Genomic DNA, 15,514 nt, shown 5'->3' on the forward strand with positions numbered 1-15,514 from the left:
GGATGGATGATCCTCAGTCTCGCGATCTTCGCGGCGGTCTCCCTCGTGACGCCGTGGTTGGCGAGACGGCTCGGTCGCCGCGTCTTCGCGATCATCGCATTCGTGCCCGCAGCGGCATTCGTCCTGCTGCTCGTGTGGATGCCCGGCGTCCTGGCCGGCACCCCGGTGGTCGAGCAGGTCGAGTGGATCCCGCAGCTCGGCATCGAACTGAGCTTCCGCCTCGACGCCCTCGCCCTGATCCTCGGGCTCGTGGTCACCGGCATCGGCGCGCTCGTGCTGCTCTACTGCACGTGGTACTTCGCCGACGACGAGCCGTCACTCGGTCGGTTCGCGGCCCTGCTGCTCGCGTTCGCGGGCGTGATGCTCGGCCTCGTGACCTCAGACGACGTGTTCGTGCTCTTCGTGTTCTGGGAGCTGACGAGCGTGCTCTCGTACCTCCTCATCGGCCACTACACCGGTCGCAAGGAGAGCCGCGGTGCCGCCCTGCAGGCGCTCACCGTGACGACGTTCGGCGGGCTCGCGATGCTCGTGGGCCTCGTGGTGCTCTCGGTCGCGGGCGGCACGACCTCGCTCTCCGAACTCGTCGCGAACCCGGTCACGGGCGCGGCCGGCGAGTGGGGCATCGCGCTCGTCCTCCTCGGCGCCATCTCGAAGAGCGCGCTCGTCCCGTTCCACTTCTGGCTGCCGGCCGCGATGGCCGCGCCCACGCCGGTCTCGGCGTACCTGCACGCGGCGGCGATGGTCAAGGCCGGCGTCTACCTCGTGGCGCGACTCGCCCCCGGGTACGCGGACCTCTCGGTGTGGCATCCGATCGTCATCGGGCTCGGGGTGCTCACCATGCTCGTGGGCGGATGGCGCGCCCTGCGCCAGTACGACCTCAAGCTGCTGCTCGCCTACGGCACCGTGAGCCAGCTCGGCTTCCTCGTGCTCGTCACCGGGTTCGGCACGCGCGACGCGGCGCTCGCGGGCGTGGCGCTGCTGCTCGCGCACGCGATGTTCAAGGCGGCCCTGTTCCTCACGGTCGGCATCGTCGACCACGCCGCCGGCACGCGCGACTGGCGCAAGTTGTCGGGGCTCGGGCGCCGCATGCCGGTGGTCGCGACCGTCGCGTTCCTCGCCGCCGCGTCGATGGCCGGCGTGCCCCCGATGCTCGGCTACGTGGCGAAGGAGGGCATCTTCACCGCGTTCCTCGACGCCGGCACGCCCTGGGCGTGGGTCGCGCTCGTCGGCGCCCTGCTCGGCTCGGTGCTCACGGTCGCCTACACGGTCCGCTTCCTCTGGGGCGCCTTCTCCACCAAGCCGGATGTCGCGCCGACTCCGCTGCACGCCCCGGGCGCCGCGATCACCGTCGCCCCCGCGATCCTCTCGGCGGCGAGCCTCGTCGCGGCGTTCGCGATCGGCGCCATCGAGCCCCTGCTCACGGCGTACGCGGACGAGCTGCCGGGCGGGCACGAGTACCACCTGGCGCTCTGGCACGGCCTCGAACCCGCCCTGTTCCTCTCGGCGGGCGTGTTCCTCGTCGGCGGCCTGCTCGCCTGGGCGCGTCGGCCCGTGGCGCGCCTGCAGGCGGCCCTCGTGCCGATGATCGACTCCAGCCGCGGCTACCTCGGCGTCGTCTCGGTCGTCGACCGCGTCGCCGCCGCCGTCACGACCGCGATCCAGTCGCGCGGCCTGCCGGGCTACCTCACCATCATCATCGCGGTCTTCATCGGCGGCCTCGGCACCGCCGCGATCATGAACACCGACTGGCCCGACGAGGTTCGGCTCTGGGACTACCCGTCGCAGCCGTTCATCGCCCTCGTCATGTGCATCGCGGCGGTCGCGGCCGCGGGCGTCCGCCAACGCATGACCGCCGTGCTGCTCGTGAGCGTCACCGGGTACGGCCTGGTGCTGCTCTTCGGCATGTCCGGAGCCCCCGACCTCGCACTCACGCAGGCGCTCGTCGAGACCATCGTGATCGTCGTCTTCGTGCTCGTGCTGCGCCGGCTGCCGAAGCAGATCGCGCAGCGCAACCCTCCGGTGCACAAGCTCGCCCGCGGCGTGATCGGCGCCCTGGCGGGCCTCGTGATGGGCGTCATCGGACTCGTCGCGCTCGGCGCCCGGGTCGAGCCGACCATCGCGAACGGCCTGCCCGCCCTCGCCCTCGAGGCGCACGGGAAGAACATCGTGAACGTCATGCTCGTCGACATCCGCGCGTGGGACACCCTCGGCGAGATCTCCGTGCTCGTCGCCGTCGCGACGGGCGTCGCGAGCCTCATCTTCGTCTCGGGCCGCACGGGCGGCGCACCCCGCCTCGACGACGGCGACCTCGGCCTCGACCGCCGCGACCGCATGCGCCCGCTGCCCGAGCCCGCGTCGAGCATCCGCGCGCCGCGCACGAGCCTCGCGAACACCGACGGCGAGACGGATGCCGCGGCCGAGGCCGCATCCACCCGGCAGACGTGGCTCATCGCCGGCCGCACGATCTCGCCGCGCAACCGCTCGATCCTCATCGAGGTGCTCGTGCGACTGCTGTTCCACCCCGCGATCGTCGTCTCGGTCTTCCTGCTCTTCGTCGGCCACAACGCCCCCGGCGGCGGATTCGCCGGCGGGCTGCTCGCCGGCCTCGCACTCGTGGCCCGTTACCTCGCGGGCGGGCGCTACGAACTCGGCGAGGCCGCGCCGATCGACGCCGGACGGCTGCTCGGCACGGGCCTGCTGCTCGCCGCGGGCACCGCGACCGCGTCGCTGCTCTTCGGCGGCGCCGCGCTCGAGTCCGCCTGGTTCGAGGCCGAGGTGCCGCTGCTCGGCACGATCTCGATCGGCACGTCGACCCTGTTCGACATCGGCGTCTACCTCGTCGTCGTCGGGCTCGTGCTCGACATCCTCCGCTCCCTCGGCGGCGAGGTCGACCGCCAGCAGGAGGAGGCCGACTCCGGCTCGCCCGACGCGCCATCGGGTGATCAGGCCGACGCCGACGAGCTCCAGCCCGTCGGACTCGATGCACCCGATCCCGAGCCGTCGCCAGAGCCCGGTCCCGCTCCCGAGCCGTCGCCCGCCGGCGCTCCCGCTCCCGAGGAGGCGCGCACATGACCGCCTCGCTCACCCTCGTCATCCTGATGGCCGTGATGTTCGGCGCGGGCATCTCGATCATGCTCGAGCGCAGCCTCACGCGCGTGCTGATCGGGTTCCTGCTCGTCGGCAACGCCGTCAACGTGCTGATCTACCTCATGAGCGGCGCACCGGGCCTCGCGCCGATCCTCGGCGACGGCGTCGACCCCGACGAGATCTCCGACCCGCTGCCGCAGGCGTTCGTGCTCACCGCGATCGTCATCAACCTCGGCATCACCGCGTTCATGCTCGCCCTCATCTACCGCTCGTGGTGGCTCGCGCAGCTCGGAGCCAAGGGCGACCTCATCGACGACGAGGACGAGGACCTGCAGGACGCCGTGGAGGCCGCCGACCTCATCCGCATCTCCGCAGAGGACGACGCCGCCATCCAGGAACTCATCGAGGCGAGCGACGAGGAGTTCGACGACGACCTCGACGAGGAGCTCGAGCTCGAGGCATCCGCCCGCGACCGCGTCGAACGCCGCGGTGACGAGCGCCGACCCGACGAGACCGAGGACGACCGATGACCGCCGCCCTCGTGCCCCTGGTGGTGCTGCTGCCGCTGCTCGGCGCGGCATCCGCCCTGATCCTCGGCCGCCACCGTCGCGCCCAGGTCGTGGTGAGCATCGCCGTGCTCGCGGCCGTCGTCGTCATCGCGGCCGTGCTCCTCGCCGCGGTCGACTCGGGCGACCCGATCGCGGTGACCATCGGCGCCTGGCCGGCGCCGTACGGCATCGTGCTCGTGGTCGACCGGCTGTCGGCGATCATGCTGCTCGTCTCGGCCGTCGTGCTGCTCGTGGTGCTCGTCTACGCCGTCGGCCAGGGCGTCGCCGACCGGCATCGCGAGACCCCGGTCTCGATCTTCCACCCGAGCTACCTGATCCTGTCTGCGGGCGTGTTCAACGCCTTCATCGCGGGCGACCTGTTCAACCTCTACGTGGGCTTCGAGATCCTGCTGTCGGCCAGCTACGTGCTGCTGACGCTCGGCGGCACGGGCGAGCGCATCCGCGCGGGCGTGACGTACATCATCGTCAGCCTCGTGTCCTCGCTGTTCTTCCTCAGCGCGATCGCGCTCATCTACGGCGCCACCGGCACGGCGAACCTGGCCCAGCTCTCGGTGCGCATCGCCGAGCTGCCCGACCAGGTGCAGCTGATCCTGCACCTGCTGCTGCTCATCGCCTTCGGCATCAAGGCCGCCGTGTTCCCGCTCTCGTTCTGGCTGCCCGACTCGTACCCGACGGCGCCCGCACCGGTCACGGCGGTGTTCGCGGGCCTCCTCACGAAGGTCGGCGTCTACGCGATCATCCGCACCGAGACGGTGATCTTCGCCGACAACGACCTCACCGTGCTGCTCATGGGCGTCGGCGGGCTGACCATGCTCATCGGCATCCTCGGCGCGCTCACGCAGGCCGACATCAAGCGACTGCTCTCGTTCACGCTCGTGAGCCACATCGGCTACATGATCTTCGGCATCGCGATCGGCACGCAGCTCGGCATGGCCTCGACGATCTACTACGTCGTGCACCACATCACCGTGCAGACGACGCTGTTCCTCACGACCGGACTCATCGAGCGCTTCGGCGGCGCGACCTCCATCAACCGGCTCGCGGGCCTGCTGAAGGCGTCGCCGTTCCTCGCGATCCTGTTCTTCATCCCGGCGCTGAACCTCGGCGGCATCCCGCCGTTCTCGGGATTCCTCGGCAAGACCGGGCTCTTCCTCGCGGGTGGCGAGCAGGCCGCGACCGACCCGGCGACGGCGTGGCTCGTCTGGGCCGTGATCGCGGCGGGGGCGATCACCTCGCTCATCACGCTGTACGCGCTCACGCGCTTCTGGAACATGGCGTTCTGGCGCCGCCGCGAAGAGCTCGACGGCTACGAGTCGGTGCTCCTCGGCTCGGTGCTCGAGGCGCCCGAGGGCGCCACCGTGACGGCCACGAAGACCACGCCCCGACTCATGGTCGCCGCGACCACCGTGCTCGTCGTCGTGACGGTGCTGCTCACGGTGTTCGCCGGCCCCATCTTCGGGTTCGCCGACCGCGCCGCTGCGAGCCTCGTCGACCCGTCGGTCTACGTCTCGCTGGTGTTCCCCGGAGGTGCGCCGTGACGACCGGACCCACGACCGACTCGGTGCCCGAGATGTCCCGCTGGTGGAGCGTCTGGCGCCAGCTGCCGTTGCTGGTCGCCCTCGTCGCCCTGTGGTGCTTCCTCTGGGACCACATCGACGCGCTCACGATCGTGTCGGGCATCGTGCTCGCGGTGCTCGTCACCCGCACGCTCTACCTGCCGCCCGTGCTCCTCAGCGGGCGCTTCAACGTCTGGCGCGGCCTCCTGCTCGGCCTCCGCATGATGTTCGACGTCGTCGTCGCGTCGCTGCAGGTCGCCTGGTTCTCGATCAACCCGTGGTGGAAGCCGATGAACTCGATCATCGCCGTGCAGCTGCTCACCCGCTCCGACCTCGTCACCACCCTGACGGCCGAGGCGATCTCGGTCGTGCCGGGCACCGTCGTCGTCGACATCGATCGCGAGCGCGGGCTGCTCTACCTGCACGCGCTCGGCACGCGCACAGCCGCCGACATCGAGCGCACCCATCTCTCCGTGCTCGGCACCGAGGAGCGCATCGTGCTCGCCATCGGCACCCGCGCGCAGGCCGAATCGGTGCGCGAGGCCCGACGTGAACGGCGCGCGGCACGCGCCTCGGCGACGGGCGGCTCGGCTCCGCGTGGTCGCCACGACGCATCCGGCCCGAATGGAGGCACCCCATGACCTTCCTCACCCTCGTGAGCATCATCGCCGGCATCATGTTCGGCATCGGCGCCATCGCCGCCGTCATCCGCATCATCAAGGGCCCGTCGATCCTCGACCGCGCCCTCGCGACCGATGTGCTGCTCGCGATCGCGATCTGCGCGCTCGGCGCCGAGATGGCGCTCAACAAGCACACCGACACGCTCGTCGTCCTGCTCGTGCTCGCCATGTTCGCGGTCGTCGGTTCGATCTCGATCGCGCGCTTCATGGGAAAGCAGGATGCCTCGTGAGCGCCGCCGAGATCGCCGTCGGCCTGCTCATCCTGGTGAGCGGGTTCCTGTCGATGGCCGCGGGCATCGGCATCGTGCGCTTCCCCGACGTGCTCACCCGGCTGCACGCGGCGACCAAGCCGCAGGTGCTCGGCCTCGCCGCCGTCCTCGTGGCGATCGTCGTGCAGGTGCCGACGTGGGGCGTGCTCACGACCGTGGTGCTCGTGATGACGTTCCAGCTGCTCACGCAGCCCATGACGGCACACATGCTCGGCCGGTCGGCCTACCGCAGCGACCACGTGCGACGCGACCTCCTCATCGAGGACGACCTCGGGCGCGACATCGCCGAGCACGATCAAGAGGCCGCGCGGATGCCGCGAGCCGACGACGTGCGCTGAGCCGTCGCGACGCGCGCCCGAGCGCCTGGCGGACCGCCCGGCGGAGCGCCGAGGGGGGCTAGGCGCGCCCGGTGAAGACCGGCCGGCGCTTCTCCTGGAACGCGGCGAAGCCCTCGCGGTAGTCGTCGGTGTCGCAGAGCGCCGCCTGCGCACGGTTCTCCTCGTCCATCGATTGCCAGAGCCCGATGCGCTCGTCGCGCAGCGACGCCACGAGCGCCTTCGAGGCGACGAACGCCTGGGTGGCCCCGGATGCCGCGGCCACGGCCGCCGTGCGGGTGGCATCCGCGACCTCGTCGGCCGGGAACACCTGCGAGAACAGCCCGGCGGCGACGGCCTCGGAGCCCGACATGAGCCGGCCGGTGACGATGAGGTCCATCGTGCGGTGCGCGCCGAGCCGCTCGACGAAGAGCGCGTGCCCGCCGGAGTCGAGCGTGGCGCCGAGGTTGGCGAACGGCGAACCGATCTTCGCGGTGTCGGCGACGTAGACGATGTCGCTCGCCACGAGCAGGCCGAGGCCGACGCCGAGGCAGGCGCCGTGCGCGATGGCGAAGGTCGGCACCGGCAGCGACGCCATGCGCTCGAGGAGCGGCTGCACGAGGCCGCCGAGATACTCCAGCACGTCGTCATCGCGCGGGTCGACCCCGGAGATGTCGCGACCGGCGCAGAACGCCCGGCCCTCGCCCCGCAGCACGAGGGCGCGCACCTCGCCGTCGATCGCGAGGCTCTCGGCCCGGCCGTAGGCGTCGGAGAGTGCGATGAGGTCGTCGGCGCCGAGCGCATTCAACTTGTGCGGGGCGTTCAGCACCACCTCGGCCACGCGGTCGTGCACGCTGAATTCGATCATGATGCTCCGTTCGGCGGGTCGTCGTCGACCCGTTCGCAGGGTATCGGCGTCAGACGTCGTAGTCGACGCTCACCCGGTCGGACGTGGGATGGGACTGGCAGGTGAGCACGTAGCCGCGCTCGAGCTCGTCGGGTTCGAGCGCGTAGTTCTCGGTCATCGTCACGTCGCCGTCGATGACCCTGGCCCGGCAGGTGCCGCAAACGCCGCCGGCGCACGCGAACGGCACGTCGGGTCGCACGCGCAGCGCCGCGTTCAGGATCGACTCGTTCGCCGACACCGGGCTCTCGACGGTCGAGGACTGCCCGTCGAGCGTGAACTCGATCGCGAACGTGCGCTCGCCCTGCCGCACCTCGACGGGCCGGCCGTGGCGAGGCTCGACGCGGTCGGCGTCGGTCGTGAAGAGCTCGTACCGCACGTGCTCGGTCGGCACGCCGCGCTCGGCGAGGGTGTCGCGCGCGAGCTGCACGAGCTCGAACGGCCCGCAGAGGAACCACTCGTCGACCGTCTCGGGGCGGATGAGCACGTCGAGTATGGTGCCGAGCTTCTCGGCGTCGATGCGCCCCGAGAGCAGCGGCGCGGTGCGCTGCTCGCGCGAGAGCACGTGGTGCAGCGCGAGCCGCGACGGGTACCGGTCCTTGAGCTCGGCGAGCTCCTCGAGGAACATCACGTCGAGCGTGGAGCGGTTCGTGTAGACGAGCTCGAACTCGGATGTCGCGGAGCGGGCCAGCACCGTCTGGGCGAGCGCCATGAGCGGGGTGATGCCCGACCCCGCCGCGATGGCGACGATGTGCTTGCCGTCGAGCGCGTCGAGGGTCGAGGTGAACGTGCCCTGAGGGCTCATCACGTCGAGGCGGTCGCCGGCCTTCAGCTCGGAGTTCGCCCACGACGAGAAGATGCCGCCGAGGTCGCGCTTGATGCCCACCGAGATGGTGCCGGCGCCGTCGGCCGAGCGCTCGGGCGGACGGCAGATCGAGTAGCTGCGGCGGCGCTCGTGGCCTTCGAGCTCGGCGCGGAGCGCCACGTACTGCCCGGGCTGGTAGGCGTACTCGTCGGCGAGCTCGGCCGGAACCGCGAAGGTGACCTCGACGGCGTCGGCCGTGAGCGGGCGCACCTCGGCGACCTCGAGGCTGTGGAACCGGGCCCGACGGCGCTTCGAGCCCTCGGGCGTCGTCGCCGCCTCTCCGCCGACGGTGGCGGCGAGGAACGCCGCTGCGGCGGCATCCGCCGGTCGGGTCGTCGTCGACCCGAGATTGCGCGCGGCCATCAGAGCACCTTGAAGTAGTCGAAGGGCTCGAGGCAGTCGCGGCACTCGTAGAGCGCCTTGCACGAGGTCGAGCCGAAGCGGGCGAGTTCGCGGGTGTTCAGCGAGTCGCAGCGCGGGCACTTGACCGCGAGCTGCACGCGCACGGGACCCGCATCGCGAGCGGCCGCCCGACCGGTCGGCGCCTGGATGCCGTAGCGGCGGAGCTTCTCCTTGCCCGCCTCGCTCATCCAGTCGGTGGTCCACGCGGGCGCGAGCACGAGGTCGACGTGCACGTCGTCGTAGCCGGCGTGGGTGAGCGCGAGCACGACGTCGTCGCGCATGGCGTCGAGCGCGGGGCATCCGCTGTACGTGGGCGTCAGCTGCACGCGCACCGCGCCCTCGTCGTCGACGAGCGCCGAGCGCAGCACCCCGAGGTCCTCGATCGTGAGCACCGGGATCTCGGGGTCGGTCACGGTCGCCGCGACGTCCCATGCGTGAGCGTCGGCCGGGCGGGTCGGGCGAGCGGCGCTCGTGTCGGGACGAGCGGATGCCGCCGGCCGGGCGAGCGCGGTCACCACGACGCCCCCGGGTGCGATCGGGCGAGCACCTGCATCTCGGCGAGGAGCGGCCCGAGGTGCTCGGTGTGCCGGCCCTCGCGGCCACCGCCGGAGGCGATGAACGCGGTGCGGCCGGTGGGCCGCTCGAGCTGCGCCTCGGCGAAGACGGCGTCGACGGCCGACTCGAAGGCGGGCCGGAGCGTCGACGGCAGCACGGCGACCCCGTCGGCCGCGAGCCGCTCGACGAGCGCGTCGTCGGCGAAGAGCTCGTCGACGTACGGCCAGGTGTCGGTCACGGCCGCGATCATGCGGCGGCGCGACTCGTCGGTGCCGCCCGACAGGCGCAGCACCCACTGCACGGCGTGGTCGCGGTGGTAGTCGACCTCCTTGGCCGACTTGGCCGCGATGGCCGCGAGCGTCTCGTCGGTCGAGGACTCCAGCGCACCGTAGAGCTCGTAGAGGTAGAGCGAGGCCACGAGCTGGCGCGCGATGGTGTGCGCGAAGTCGCCGTTGGGCTGCTCGAAGAGCCAGGCGTTGCGGAACTCTGGCTCGCCGCGCCAGTAGGCGAGGTCGTCTTCGCTGCGGCCGGTCGCCGTGCCCGCGTAGTGCAGGAGCGAGCGGGCGTGCCCGATGAGGTCGAGGCCGATGTTGCCGAGGGCGACGTCCTCCTCGAGCTCGGGGGCGCGGGTGATCCACATGCCGAGCTGCTGGGCGAGCACGAGGGCGTCGTCGCCGAGGCGCAGCGCGTACTCCGCGGCATCCGCACCGGCGACCCGGCCCGAGCCCGTGATGCCGGAGCCCGCGAGCTCCTCGGCGAGCGCGAGCTCGTCGACCGTGACGGAGCCGTGGGCGTCGTGGCCCGCGTCATGACCGGCGTCGTGCAGGGAGGGCGTGCTCACAGGTGCTTCACCCCCTCGCTCTTCGTGTAGTACACGGCGTGGCGGTAGTTCTTGCCCGCGGGGCTCTCGAAGAAGGCGCCCTTGGCGTCGGGGTCGCTCGTGGTGATCGCGTCGGCGGGCACCACCCAGATCGACACGCCCTCGTTGCGACGTGTGTAGAGGTCGCGCGCGTTGCGCACGGCCATGTCGGAGTCGGGCGCGTGCAGCGAGCCGACGTGCACGTGGCTGAGGCCGCGATTCGCGCGCACGAAGACCTCCCAGAGGGGCCAGGCCTCGGTTCCCATCTCGCCGGGGGTCGACATCATGCCACCGCCCCGGATGCCGCGAGCTCGCGCTCGGACTGCTTGCGGGCGTACTCGGCGGCGGCTTCGCGCACCCAGGCGCCCTCCTCGTGGGCCTCTCGGCGTCGGCGGATGCGCTCGGCGTTGGCGGGGCCGCGGCCGGCGAGCACCTCGTCGAACTCGGTCCAGTCGATCTCGCTCATGTCGTATTCGCCGGTCTCCTCGTTGAAGCGCAGGTTCGGGTCGGGCAGCGTGACGCCCATGACCTCGGCCTGCGGCACGAGCATGCCGACGAAGCGCTGGCGAAGCTCGTCGTTCGAGAAGCGCTTGATGTTCCACGCCATCGACTGCGCCGAGTTCGGCGACTGGTCGTCGGGCGGGCCGAACATCTGCAGCGCGGGCCAGTACCAGCGGTTCACCGCGTCCTGCGCCATCTGCTTCTGGGCCTCGGTGCCCTGCATGAGCTCGAGCAGGATCTCGAAGCCCTGCCGCTGGTGGAAGGACTCCTCCTTGCAGATGCGCACCATCGCACGGCCGTAGGGGCCGTACGAGGCGCGGCACAGCGGCACCTGGTTGCAGATCGCGGCGCCGTCGACGAGCCATCCGATCGCGCCCATGTCGGCCCAGGTCGGGGTGGGGTAATTGAAGATCGAGGAGTAGCGGGCACGGCCCTCGATGAGCTGGCTCATCATCTCGTCGCGCGTGATGCCGAGGGTCTGCGCGGCCGAGTAGAGGTAGAGCCCGTGGCCGGCCTCGTCCTGCACCTTGGCCATGAGGATCGCCTTGCGCTTGAGGCTCGGGGCGCGCGTGATCCAGTTGGACTCGGGCTGCATGCCGATGATCTCGGAGTGCGCGTGCTGGCTGATCTGGCGGATGAGCGTCTTGCGGTACGCCTCGGGCATCCAGTCGCGCGGCTCGATGCGCGAGTCCGCGGCGATGAGGTCGTCGAACTGCGCCTCCTCGGGCGAGGGCTCGCGTTCGACCACGCTGAGGTCAGCGGGTGAGGTCATCGTCGACTCCTGTGTGTTCGCGGTTCGGGTGCCGGCGGCATCCGGGTTCTCCAAGAGAACAATACCAACCGATCGTTCAGTTAGTATATAGTCGTTGCAGCGCCGGAAGCAACGGCGCCCGCACGAACGCACGCAACAGCGCAGAATCTCGACGAGGAGCTTCACATGACGGATGCCGCGACGCAGGTCCAGACCGACGCCGAACCGGATGCCGCCGCGCACGCCGCCGAGCAGGCCACCGCGCCCGCCCGCACCATGATGCAGCGCGACCTCGCGTCGGCCGCGCTCGGCATGCGCGTGGAGCGCGACGACCCCGGCCACGCGGTCGTCTCCATGCGCGTACGCGAGGACATGACGAACGGCTTCGCCATCACCCACGGCGGGCTCGTCTTCACGCTGGCCGACACGGCCTTCGCGATCGCCTGCAACGAAGACGACGCGGTCACCGTCGCGGCAGGCGCCGACATCACGTTCCTGAAGTCCACCGTCGCCGGCCAGACGCTCACCGCCACCGCGGTGCGACGCACGCGCAGCGGCCGCACGGGCCTCTACGACGTCTCGGTCGTCGACGAGCACGGCGACCCGGTCGCGGAGTTCCGCGGCCGCTCGATCTCGACCAACCGCACCCGCTGACCCCGCCGAACCCCCAGGAGCATCCCGTGTCGACGACGACCCTCTCCCCCAGCAGCGTCACGATCCCGAGCGTCTCGGGCCTCGTGCCCGCGGCATCCGACGCCCTCGATCCCGAGGAGCGCATGTCGCGCGCCGAGCTCGAGACCCTGCAGCTCGAGCGCCTGCAGCAGACCGTGCGCCACGCCTACGAGAACGTGCCGCTCTACACGCGCAAGTTCGACGAGGCGGGCGTGCACCCCGACGACATCCGCACGCTCGCGGATGTCGCGAAGCTGCCGTTCACGACGAAGGCCGACCTGCGCGACACCTACCCGTTCGGCATGTTCGCCGTGCCCATGGAGCAGGTCGCGCGCATCCATGCCTCGAGCGGCACGACCGGGCGCCCCACGGTCGTCGGCTACACCAAGGGCGACCTCGAGCGGTGGGCGACGCTCATCGCCCGGTCACTCCGCGCGAGCGGCATCCGCCCCGGCATGAAGGTGCACAACGCCTACGGCTACGGCCTGTTCACGGGCGGCCTCGGCGCGCACGCGGGCATCGAGGCGCTCGGTGCGACGGTGATCCCGATGTCAGGTGGCCAGACCGCCCGCCAGGTGCAGCTCATCACCGACTTCGAGCCCGACGCGATCCTCTGCACGCCGAGCTACCTCCTCACGATCGCCGACGCCATGGTCGAGGCCGGCATCGACCCGCGCTCGACCTCGCTCAAGGTCGCCGTGCTCGGCGCCGAGCCGTGGACGAACGAGATGCGCCACGAGCTCGAGGAGCGCCTCGGCATCGACGCCCTCGACATCTACGGCCTCAGCGAGGTCATGGGCCCGGGCGTCGGCAACGAGTGCCTCGAGACGAAGGACGGCCCCCACATCTGGGAGGACCACTTCCTGCCCGAGATCATCGACGGCGACAACGGCGAGGTGCTCGCCGACGGCGAGATGGGCGAGCTCGTGTTCACCTCGCTCACGAAGGAGGCGTTCCCGGTCATCCGCTACCGCACGCGCGACCTCACGCGCCTGCTGCCCGGCACCGCACGGCCCGCGATGCGCCGCATCGAGAAGATCACCGGCCGCAACGACGACATGATCATCCTGCGCGGCGTGAACCTCTTCCCGACGCAGATCGAGGAGATCGTGCTCGGCATCGAGCACCTGACCCCGCATTTCATCCTCGAGCTCACCCGCGTCGGCCGCATGGACGCCATGACCGTGCGCATCGAACGCCACCCCGACCTCTCTCGCGACGTCTGCGAGGCGGCATCCGTGGTGCTCGCGAAGAAGATCAAGGTGCTGATCGGATCGACCGTCGAGGTGCGCCTCGAGGAGCCGGGCACGCTGCCCCGCAGCGAGGGCAAGTACAAGCGCGTCTACGACCTGCGCACCGCCTGAGCGGATGCCGCGGCGCGGTCCCTCCCACTCTCGAGGAAGGGGCGTGGTCTCACTCTCGTAAAGGGGCGTGGTCGAACCCTCGAGAAGGACGTGGTCCCGCTCTCGAGAAGAGGCGTGGTCCCACTCTCGGGAAGAGGCGTGGTCCACTCTCGGGAAGGGCGGCACTCCGGCACTCCGGCACTCCGGCACTCCGGCACTCCGGCACCGCAGTCTCAGAGCAAACCCACCCTCCGGCACCCCGGCACCCCGGCACCCCGGCACTCCGGCACTCCGGCACCGCAGTCTCAGAGCAAACCCACCCTCCGACACCCCGGCACCCCGGCACCCCGGCACCGCAGTCTCAGAGCAAACCCACCCTCCGACACCCCGGCACTCCGGCACCCCGGCACCGAAGTCGCAGAGCAAACCCACCCTCCGATACCCCGGCACAACCGCACTCCGGCACTCCGGCACTCCGGCACTCGCAGAGCAAACCCACCCTCCGACACCCCGGCACAACGGCACTCCGGCACTCCGGCACTCCGGCACTCCGGCACCGCAGTCGCAGAGCGAACCCGCACTCCGGCGTGCACCGCGTCGATTCGACGTCGTGGCCCGTGCAACCGTAGGAACCCGTCGGGCGAGGGGGTGCCGACCCGACTGCGGCGCTCGGCATCGAGACCTCGGTGCGCCCCTGGTGCGCCTCTGGAGCGCCCTTGACGGCCGGACGCCGCTACTCGGTCGGCGACCCCGTCGGGCCGCCGGCATCGCGCGCGGCCTGCGCGGCGCGCGCGACCCAGCTCGGTGTCTCGCCGTATCGCTGGAACGACACCAGCCGCCCGGCGGCGCTGTCGTCGATGAGCTGCACGAGCCGCCGTTCGCGCGTGGACTCCTGCTTCGCGGAGAGCACCCAGTGCGTGACCATGCGCCGATAGGTCGGCGTGGCGGCCTGCCAGAAGGCGGATGCCGCGGCGTCGGCCTCGAGTCGCGCCGCGGCCTCGGGCGGCAGCACCTGCTCGACGCGCTCGTGCGAGTAGACGCCCGTGCGATCGGCCCGTCGGCGCTCGTAGGCCGCCAAGCCGGCCGGGCGCATGCGCCCCTCGGCGATGAGCCGCTCGACGTGCGCGACGTTCACGGCCGACCAGATGCTGTCGGCCTTGCGAGGACTCCACCGCTGGCGACGGGCGTCGTCGTCGATGCGCTGGGCGACCGAGTCGATCCAGCCGAAGCACAGCGCCTCGGGCACGGCCTCGGCCCAGGTGAGGCCGTGGTGCTCGACGTGCTTCTTGTAGAGGCCCATCCAGAGCTCGGGCGCGGTCTCGTGGTTGGCCTCGAGCCAGGCGCGGAACTCCGCAGCATCGGCGAAGAACAGCGCCGGGCGCTCGGGCGTGCCGCCGGGGGTTCCGATGCTCCTGGTCACGACGCCAGTCTGGCAGCGGGCACCGACATCGGCACGTGCCGCGACATCGGCACGCGGCATCCGCTCGGCACGCGGCATCCGCTCGACCCGGCTGCGGGCCAACCGACCGTTCGGGTGGGAGACTGATGGCGATGTCAGAGAACACCTCACTTCGACGCGGGCGACCGGGCTACGACCAGCAGGGCATCCTCGACGTCGCCGTCGCCGCCTTCAACGAGTACGGCTACGACGCCACTTCCATGGGCGTGCTCGCCGAACGTCTCGGGCTCTCGAAGTCGGCGATCTACCACCACTTCACGTCGAAGGACGAGATCCTCGACCGGGCCCTCGACTCGGCGCTGTCCTCGCTCGAGGGCGTGCTCGAACAGGCGGATGCCGCCGGCGGGCGCGCCGCCGACCGCCTCGACCTCGTGCTGCGCGGCGCCGTGCACGTGCTCGTCGACCGGCTGCCGTCGGTCACGCTGCTGCTGCGCGTGCGCGGCAACACCGAGGTCGAACGACGCGCGCTCGAGCGTCGGCGCGCCTTCGACCGGCGCGTCACCGCGCTCGTGTCCGAGGCGCAGGCCGAGGGGTCGCTCCGCAGCGACCTCGACGCGAGCGTCGTCTCGCGCCTCACGTTCGGCATGATCAACTCGCTCGTCGAGTGGTACCGCCCGGGCGGCGCCGAAGACGCCGACCGGCTCGCCGACGACGTCGTCGCGGTCGCGCTCGACGGCCTGCGGATGCCGACCTCGAACCGCGTCGAGGACCTGCTCGGCTGAGCGCCG

The 15,514-nt window shown here is 71.2% G+C and carries 16 protein-coding genes; 9 read left to right on the forward strand and 7 right to left on the reverse strand.

Annotated features, from left to right (window positions below; translation table 11 throughout):
• Positions 1-6 precede the first annotated feature (6 nt).
• From ACR3IO_RS03350 to mnhG, 6 genes are read left to right on the forward strand one after another with little or no spacing between them, the layout of a single operon-like run.
• Positions 7-3,072 (forward strand): Na+/H+ antiporter subunit A, encoded by a 3,066-nt coding sequence (locus ACR3IO_RS03350; RefSeq protein ID WP_434069741.1) that lies wholly within the window; start codon positions 7-9, stop codon positions 3,070-3,072.
• Positions 3,069-3,617 (forward strand): sodium:proton antiporter, encoded by a 549-nt coding sequence (locus tag ACR3IO_RS03355; protein ID WP_434069742.1) that lies wholly within the window; start codon positions 3,069-3,071, stop codon positions 3,615-3,617. The genes ACR3IO_RS03350 and ACR3IO_RS03355 overlap by 4 nt, the downstream gene beginning before the upstream one ends.
• Entirely contained in the window at positions 3,614-5,194 is a 1,581-nt protein-coding gene (locus tag ACR3IO_RS03360; RefSeq protein ID WP_434069743.1) for a Na+/H+ antiporter subunit D, read from the forward strand. Before ACR3IO_RS03355 ends, ACR3IO_RS03360 begins: the two co-directional genes overlap by 4 nt.
• Positions 5,191-5,853, forward strand: a complete 663-nt coding sequence (locus tag ACR3IO_RS03365; protein ID WP_434069744.1) for a Na+/H+ antiporter subunit E — start codon at positions 5,191-5,193, stop codon at positions 5,851-5,853. The genes ACR3IO_RS03360 and ACR3IO_RS03365 overlap by 4 nt, the downstream gene beginning before the upstream one ends.
• The gene (locus ACR3IO_RS03370) at positions 5,850-6,122 is read left to right on the forward strand and encodes a monovalent cation/H+ antiporter complex subunit F (protein WP_434069745.1); all 273 of its coding nucleotides are present in this window, start codon (positions 5,850-5,852) and stop codon (positions 6,120-6,122) included. Before ACR3IO_RS03365 ends, ACR3IO_RS03370 begins: the two co-directional genes overlap by 4 nt.
• On the forward strand, positions 6,119-6,499 hold the full coding sequence (gene mnhG, locus ACR3IO_RS03375) for a monovalent cation/H(+) antiporter subunit G (RefSeq protein WP_434069746.1): 381 nt from the start codon (positions 6,119-6,121) through the stop codon (positions 6,497-6,499). Before ACR3IO_RS03370 ends, mnhG begins: the two co-directional genes overlap by 4 nt.
• Positions 6,500-6,557: 58 nt before the next feature.
• On the opposite strand, the gene ACR3IO_RS03380 is transcribed toward mnhG, so the two are convergent.
• From ACR3IO_RS03380 to paaA, 6 genes are read right to left on the reverse strand one after another with little or no spacing between them, the layout of a single operon-like run.
• Positions 6,558-7,343, reverse strand: a complete 786-nt coding sequence (locus ACR3IO_RS03380; protein ID WP_434069747.1) for an enoyl-CoA hydratase/isomerase family protein — start codon at positions 7,341-7,343, stop codon at positions 6,558-6,560.
• 49 nt (positions 7,344-7,392) lie between these two features.
• A complete protein-coding gene (gene paaE, locus ACR3IO_RS03385) occupies positions 7,393-8,607 on the reverse strand; it encodes a 1,2-phenylacetyl-CoA epoxidase subunit PaaE (protein WP_434069748.1) in 1,215 nt (404 codons plus the stop codon).
• A complete protein-coding gene (gene paaD, locus ACR3IO_RS03390; protein ID WP_434069749.1) occupies positions 8,607-9,161 on the reverse strand; it encodes a 1,2-phenylacetyl-CoA epoxidase subunit PaaD in 555 nt (184 codons plus the stop codon). The genes paaE and paaD overlap by 1 nt, the downstream gene beginning before the upstream one ends.
• The gene (paaC, locus tag ACR3IO_RS03395) at positions 9,158-10,042 is read right to left on the reverse strand and encodes a 1,2-phenylacetyl-CoA epoxidase subunit PaaC (protein WP_434069750.1); all 885 of its coding nucleotides are present in this window, start codon (positions 10,040-10,042) and stop codon (positions 9,158-9,160) included. Before paaC ends, paaD begins: the two co-directional genes overlap by 4 nt.
• Positions 10,039-10,344: a 1,2-phenylacetyl-CoA epoxidase subunit PaaB gene (gene paaB / locus ACR3IO_RS03400; protein ID WP_434069836.1), complete on the reverse strand. Its 306-nt coding sequence runs from the start codon at positions 10,342-10,344 to the stop codon at positions 10,039-10,041. The genes paaC and paaB overlap by 4 nt, the downstream gene beginning before the upstream one ends.
• Positions 10,344-11,333 carry a 1,2-phenylacetyl-CoA epoxidase subunit PaaA gene (gene paaA, locus ACR3IO_RS03405; RefSeq protein ID WP_434069751.1) on the reverse strand — a complete coding sequence of 330 codons (990 nt, stop codon included), beginning with the start codon at positions 11,331-11,333 and terminating at the stop codon, positions 10,344-10,346. Before paaA ends, paaB begins: the two co-directional genes overlap by 1 nt.
• Positions 11,334-11,498: 165 nt before the next feature.
• Here paaA and paaI point away from each other — a divergent pair, with 165 nt between their 5' ends.
• Positions 11,499-11,966, forward strand: a complete 468-nt coding sequence (gene paaI, locus ACR3IO_RS03410; RefSeq protein WP_434069752.1) for a hydroxyphenylacetyl-CoA thioesterase PaaI — start codon at positions 11,499-11,501, stop codon at positions 11,964-11,966.
• A gap of 122 nt (positions 11,967-12,088) precedes the next feature.
• Positions 12,089-13,348, forward strand: a complete 1,260-nt coding sequence (gene paaK, locus ACR3IO_RS03415) for a phenylacetate--CoA ligase PaaK (RefSeq protein WP_434069837.1) — start codon at positions 12,089-12,091, stop codon at positions 13,346-13,348.
• Between the two features lie 712 nt (positions 13,349-14,060).
• Here paaK and ACR3IO_RS03420 read toward each other — a convergent pair.
• Positions 14,061-14,747 carry a YdeI/OmpD-associated family protein gene (locus ACR3IO_RS03420; RefSeq protein ID WP_434069753.1) on the reverse strand — a complete coding sequence of 229 codons (687 nt, stop codon included), beginning with the start codon at positions 14,745-14,747 and terminating at the stop codon, positions 14,061-14,063.
• A gap of 131 nt (positions 14,748-14,878) precedes the next feature.
• Between ACR3IO_RS03420 and ACR3IO_RS03425 the strand changes: the two genes are divergently transcribed.
• The gene (locus ACR3IO_RS03425) at positions 14,879-15,508 is read left to right on the forward strand and encodes a TetR/AcrR family transcriptional regulator (RefSeq protein WP_434069754.1); all 630 of its coding nucleotides are present in this window, start codon (positions 14,879-14,881) and stop codon (positions 15,506-15,508) included.
• The last annotated feature ends 6 nt before the right edge of the window (positions 15,509-15,514 follow it).

Source organism: Agromyces sp. Marseille-Q5079 (genome assembly GCF_051016555.1).
Classification (GTDB): domain Bacteria; phylum Actinomycetota; class Actinomycetes; order Actinomycetales; family Microbacteriaceae; genus Agromyces.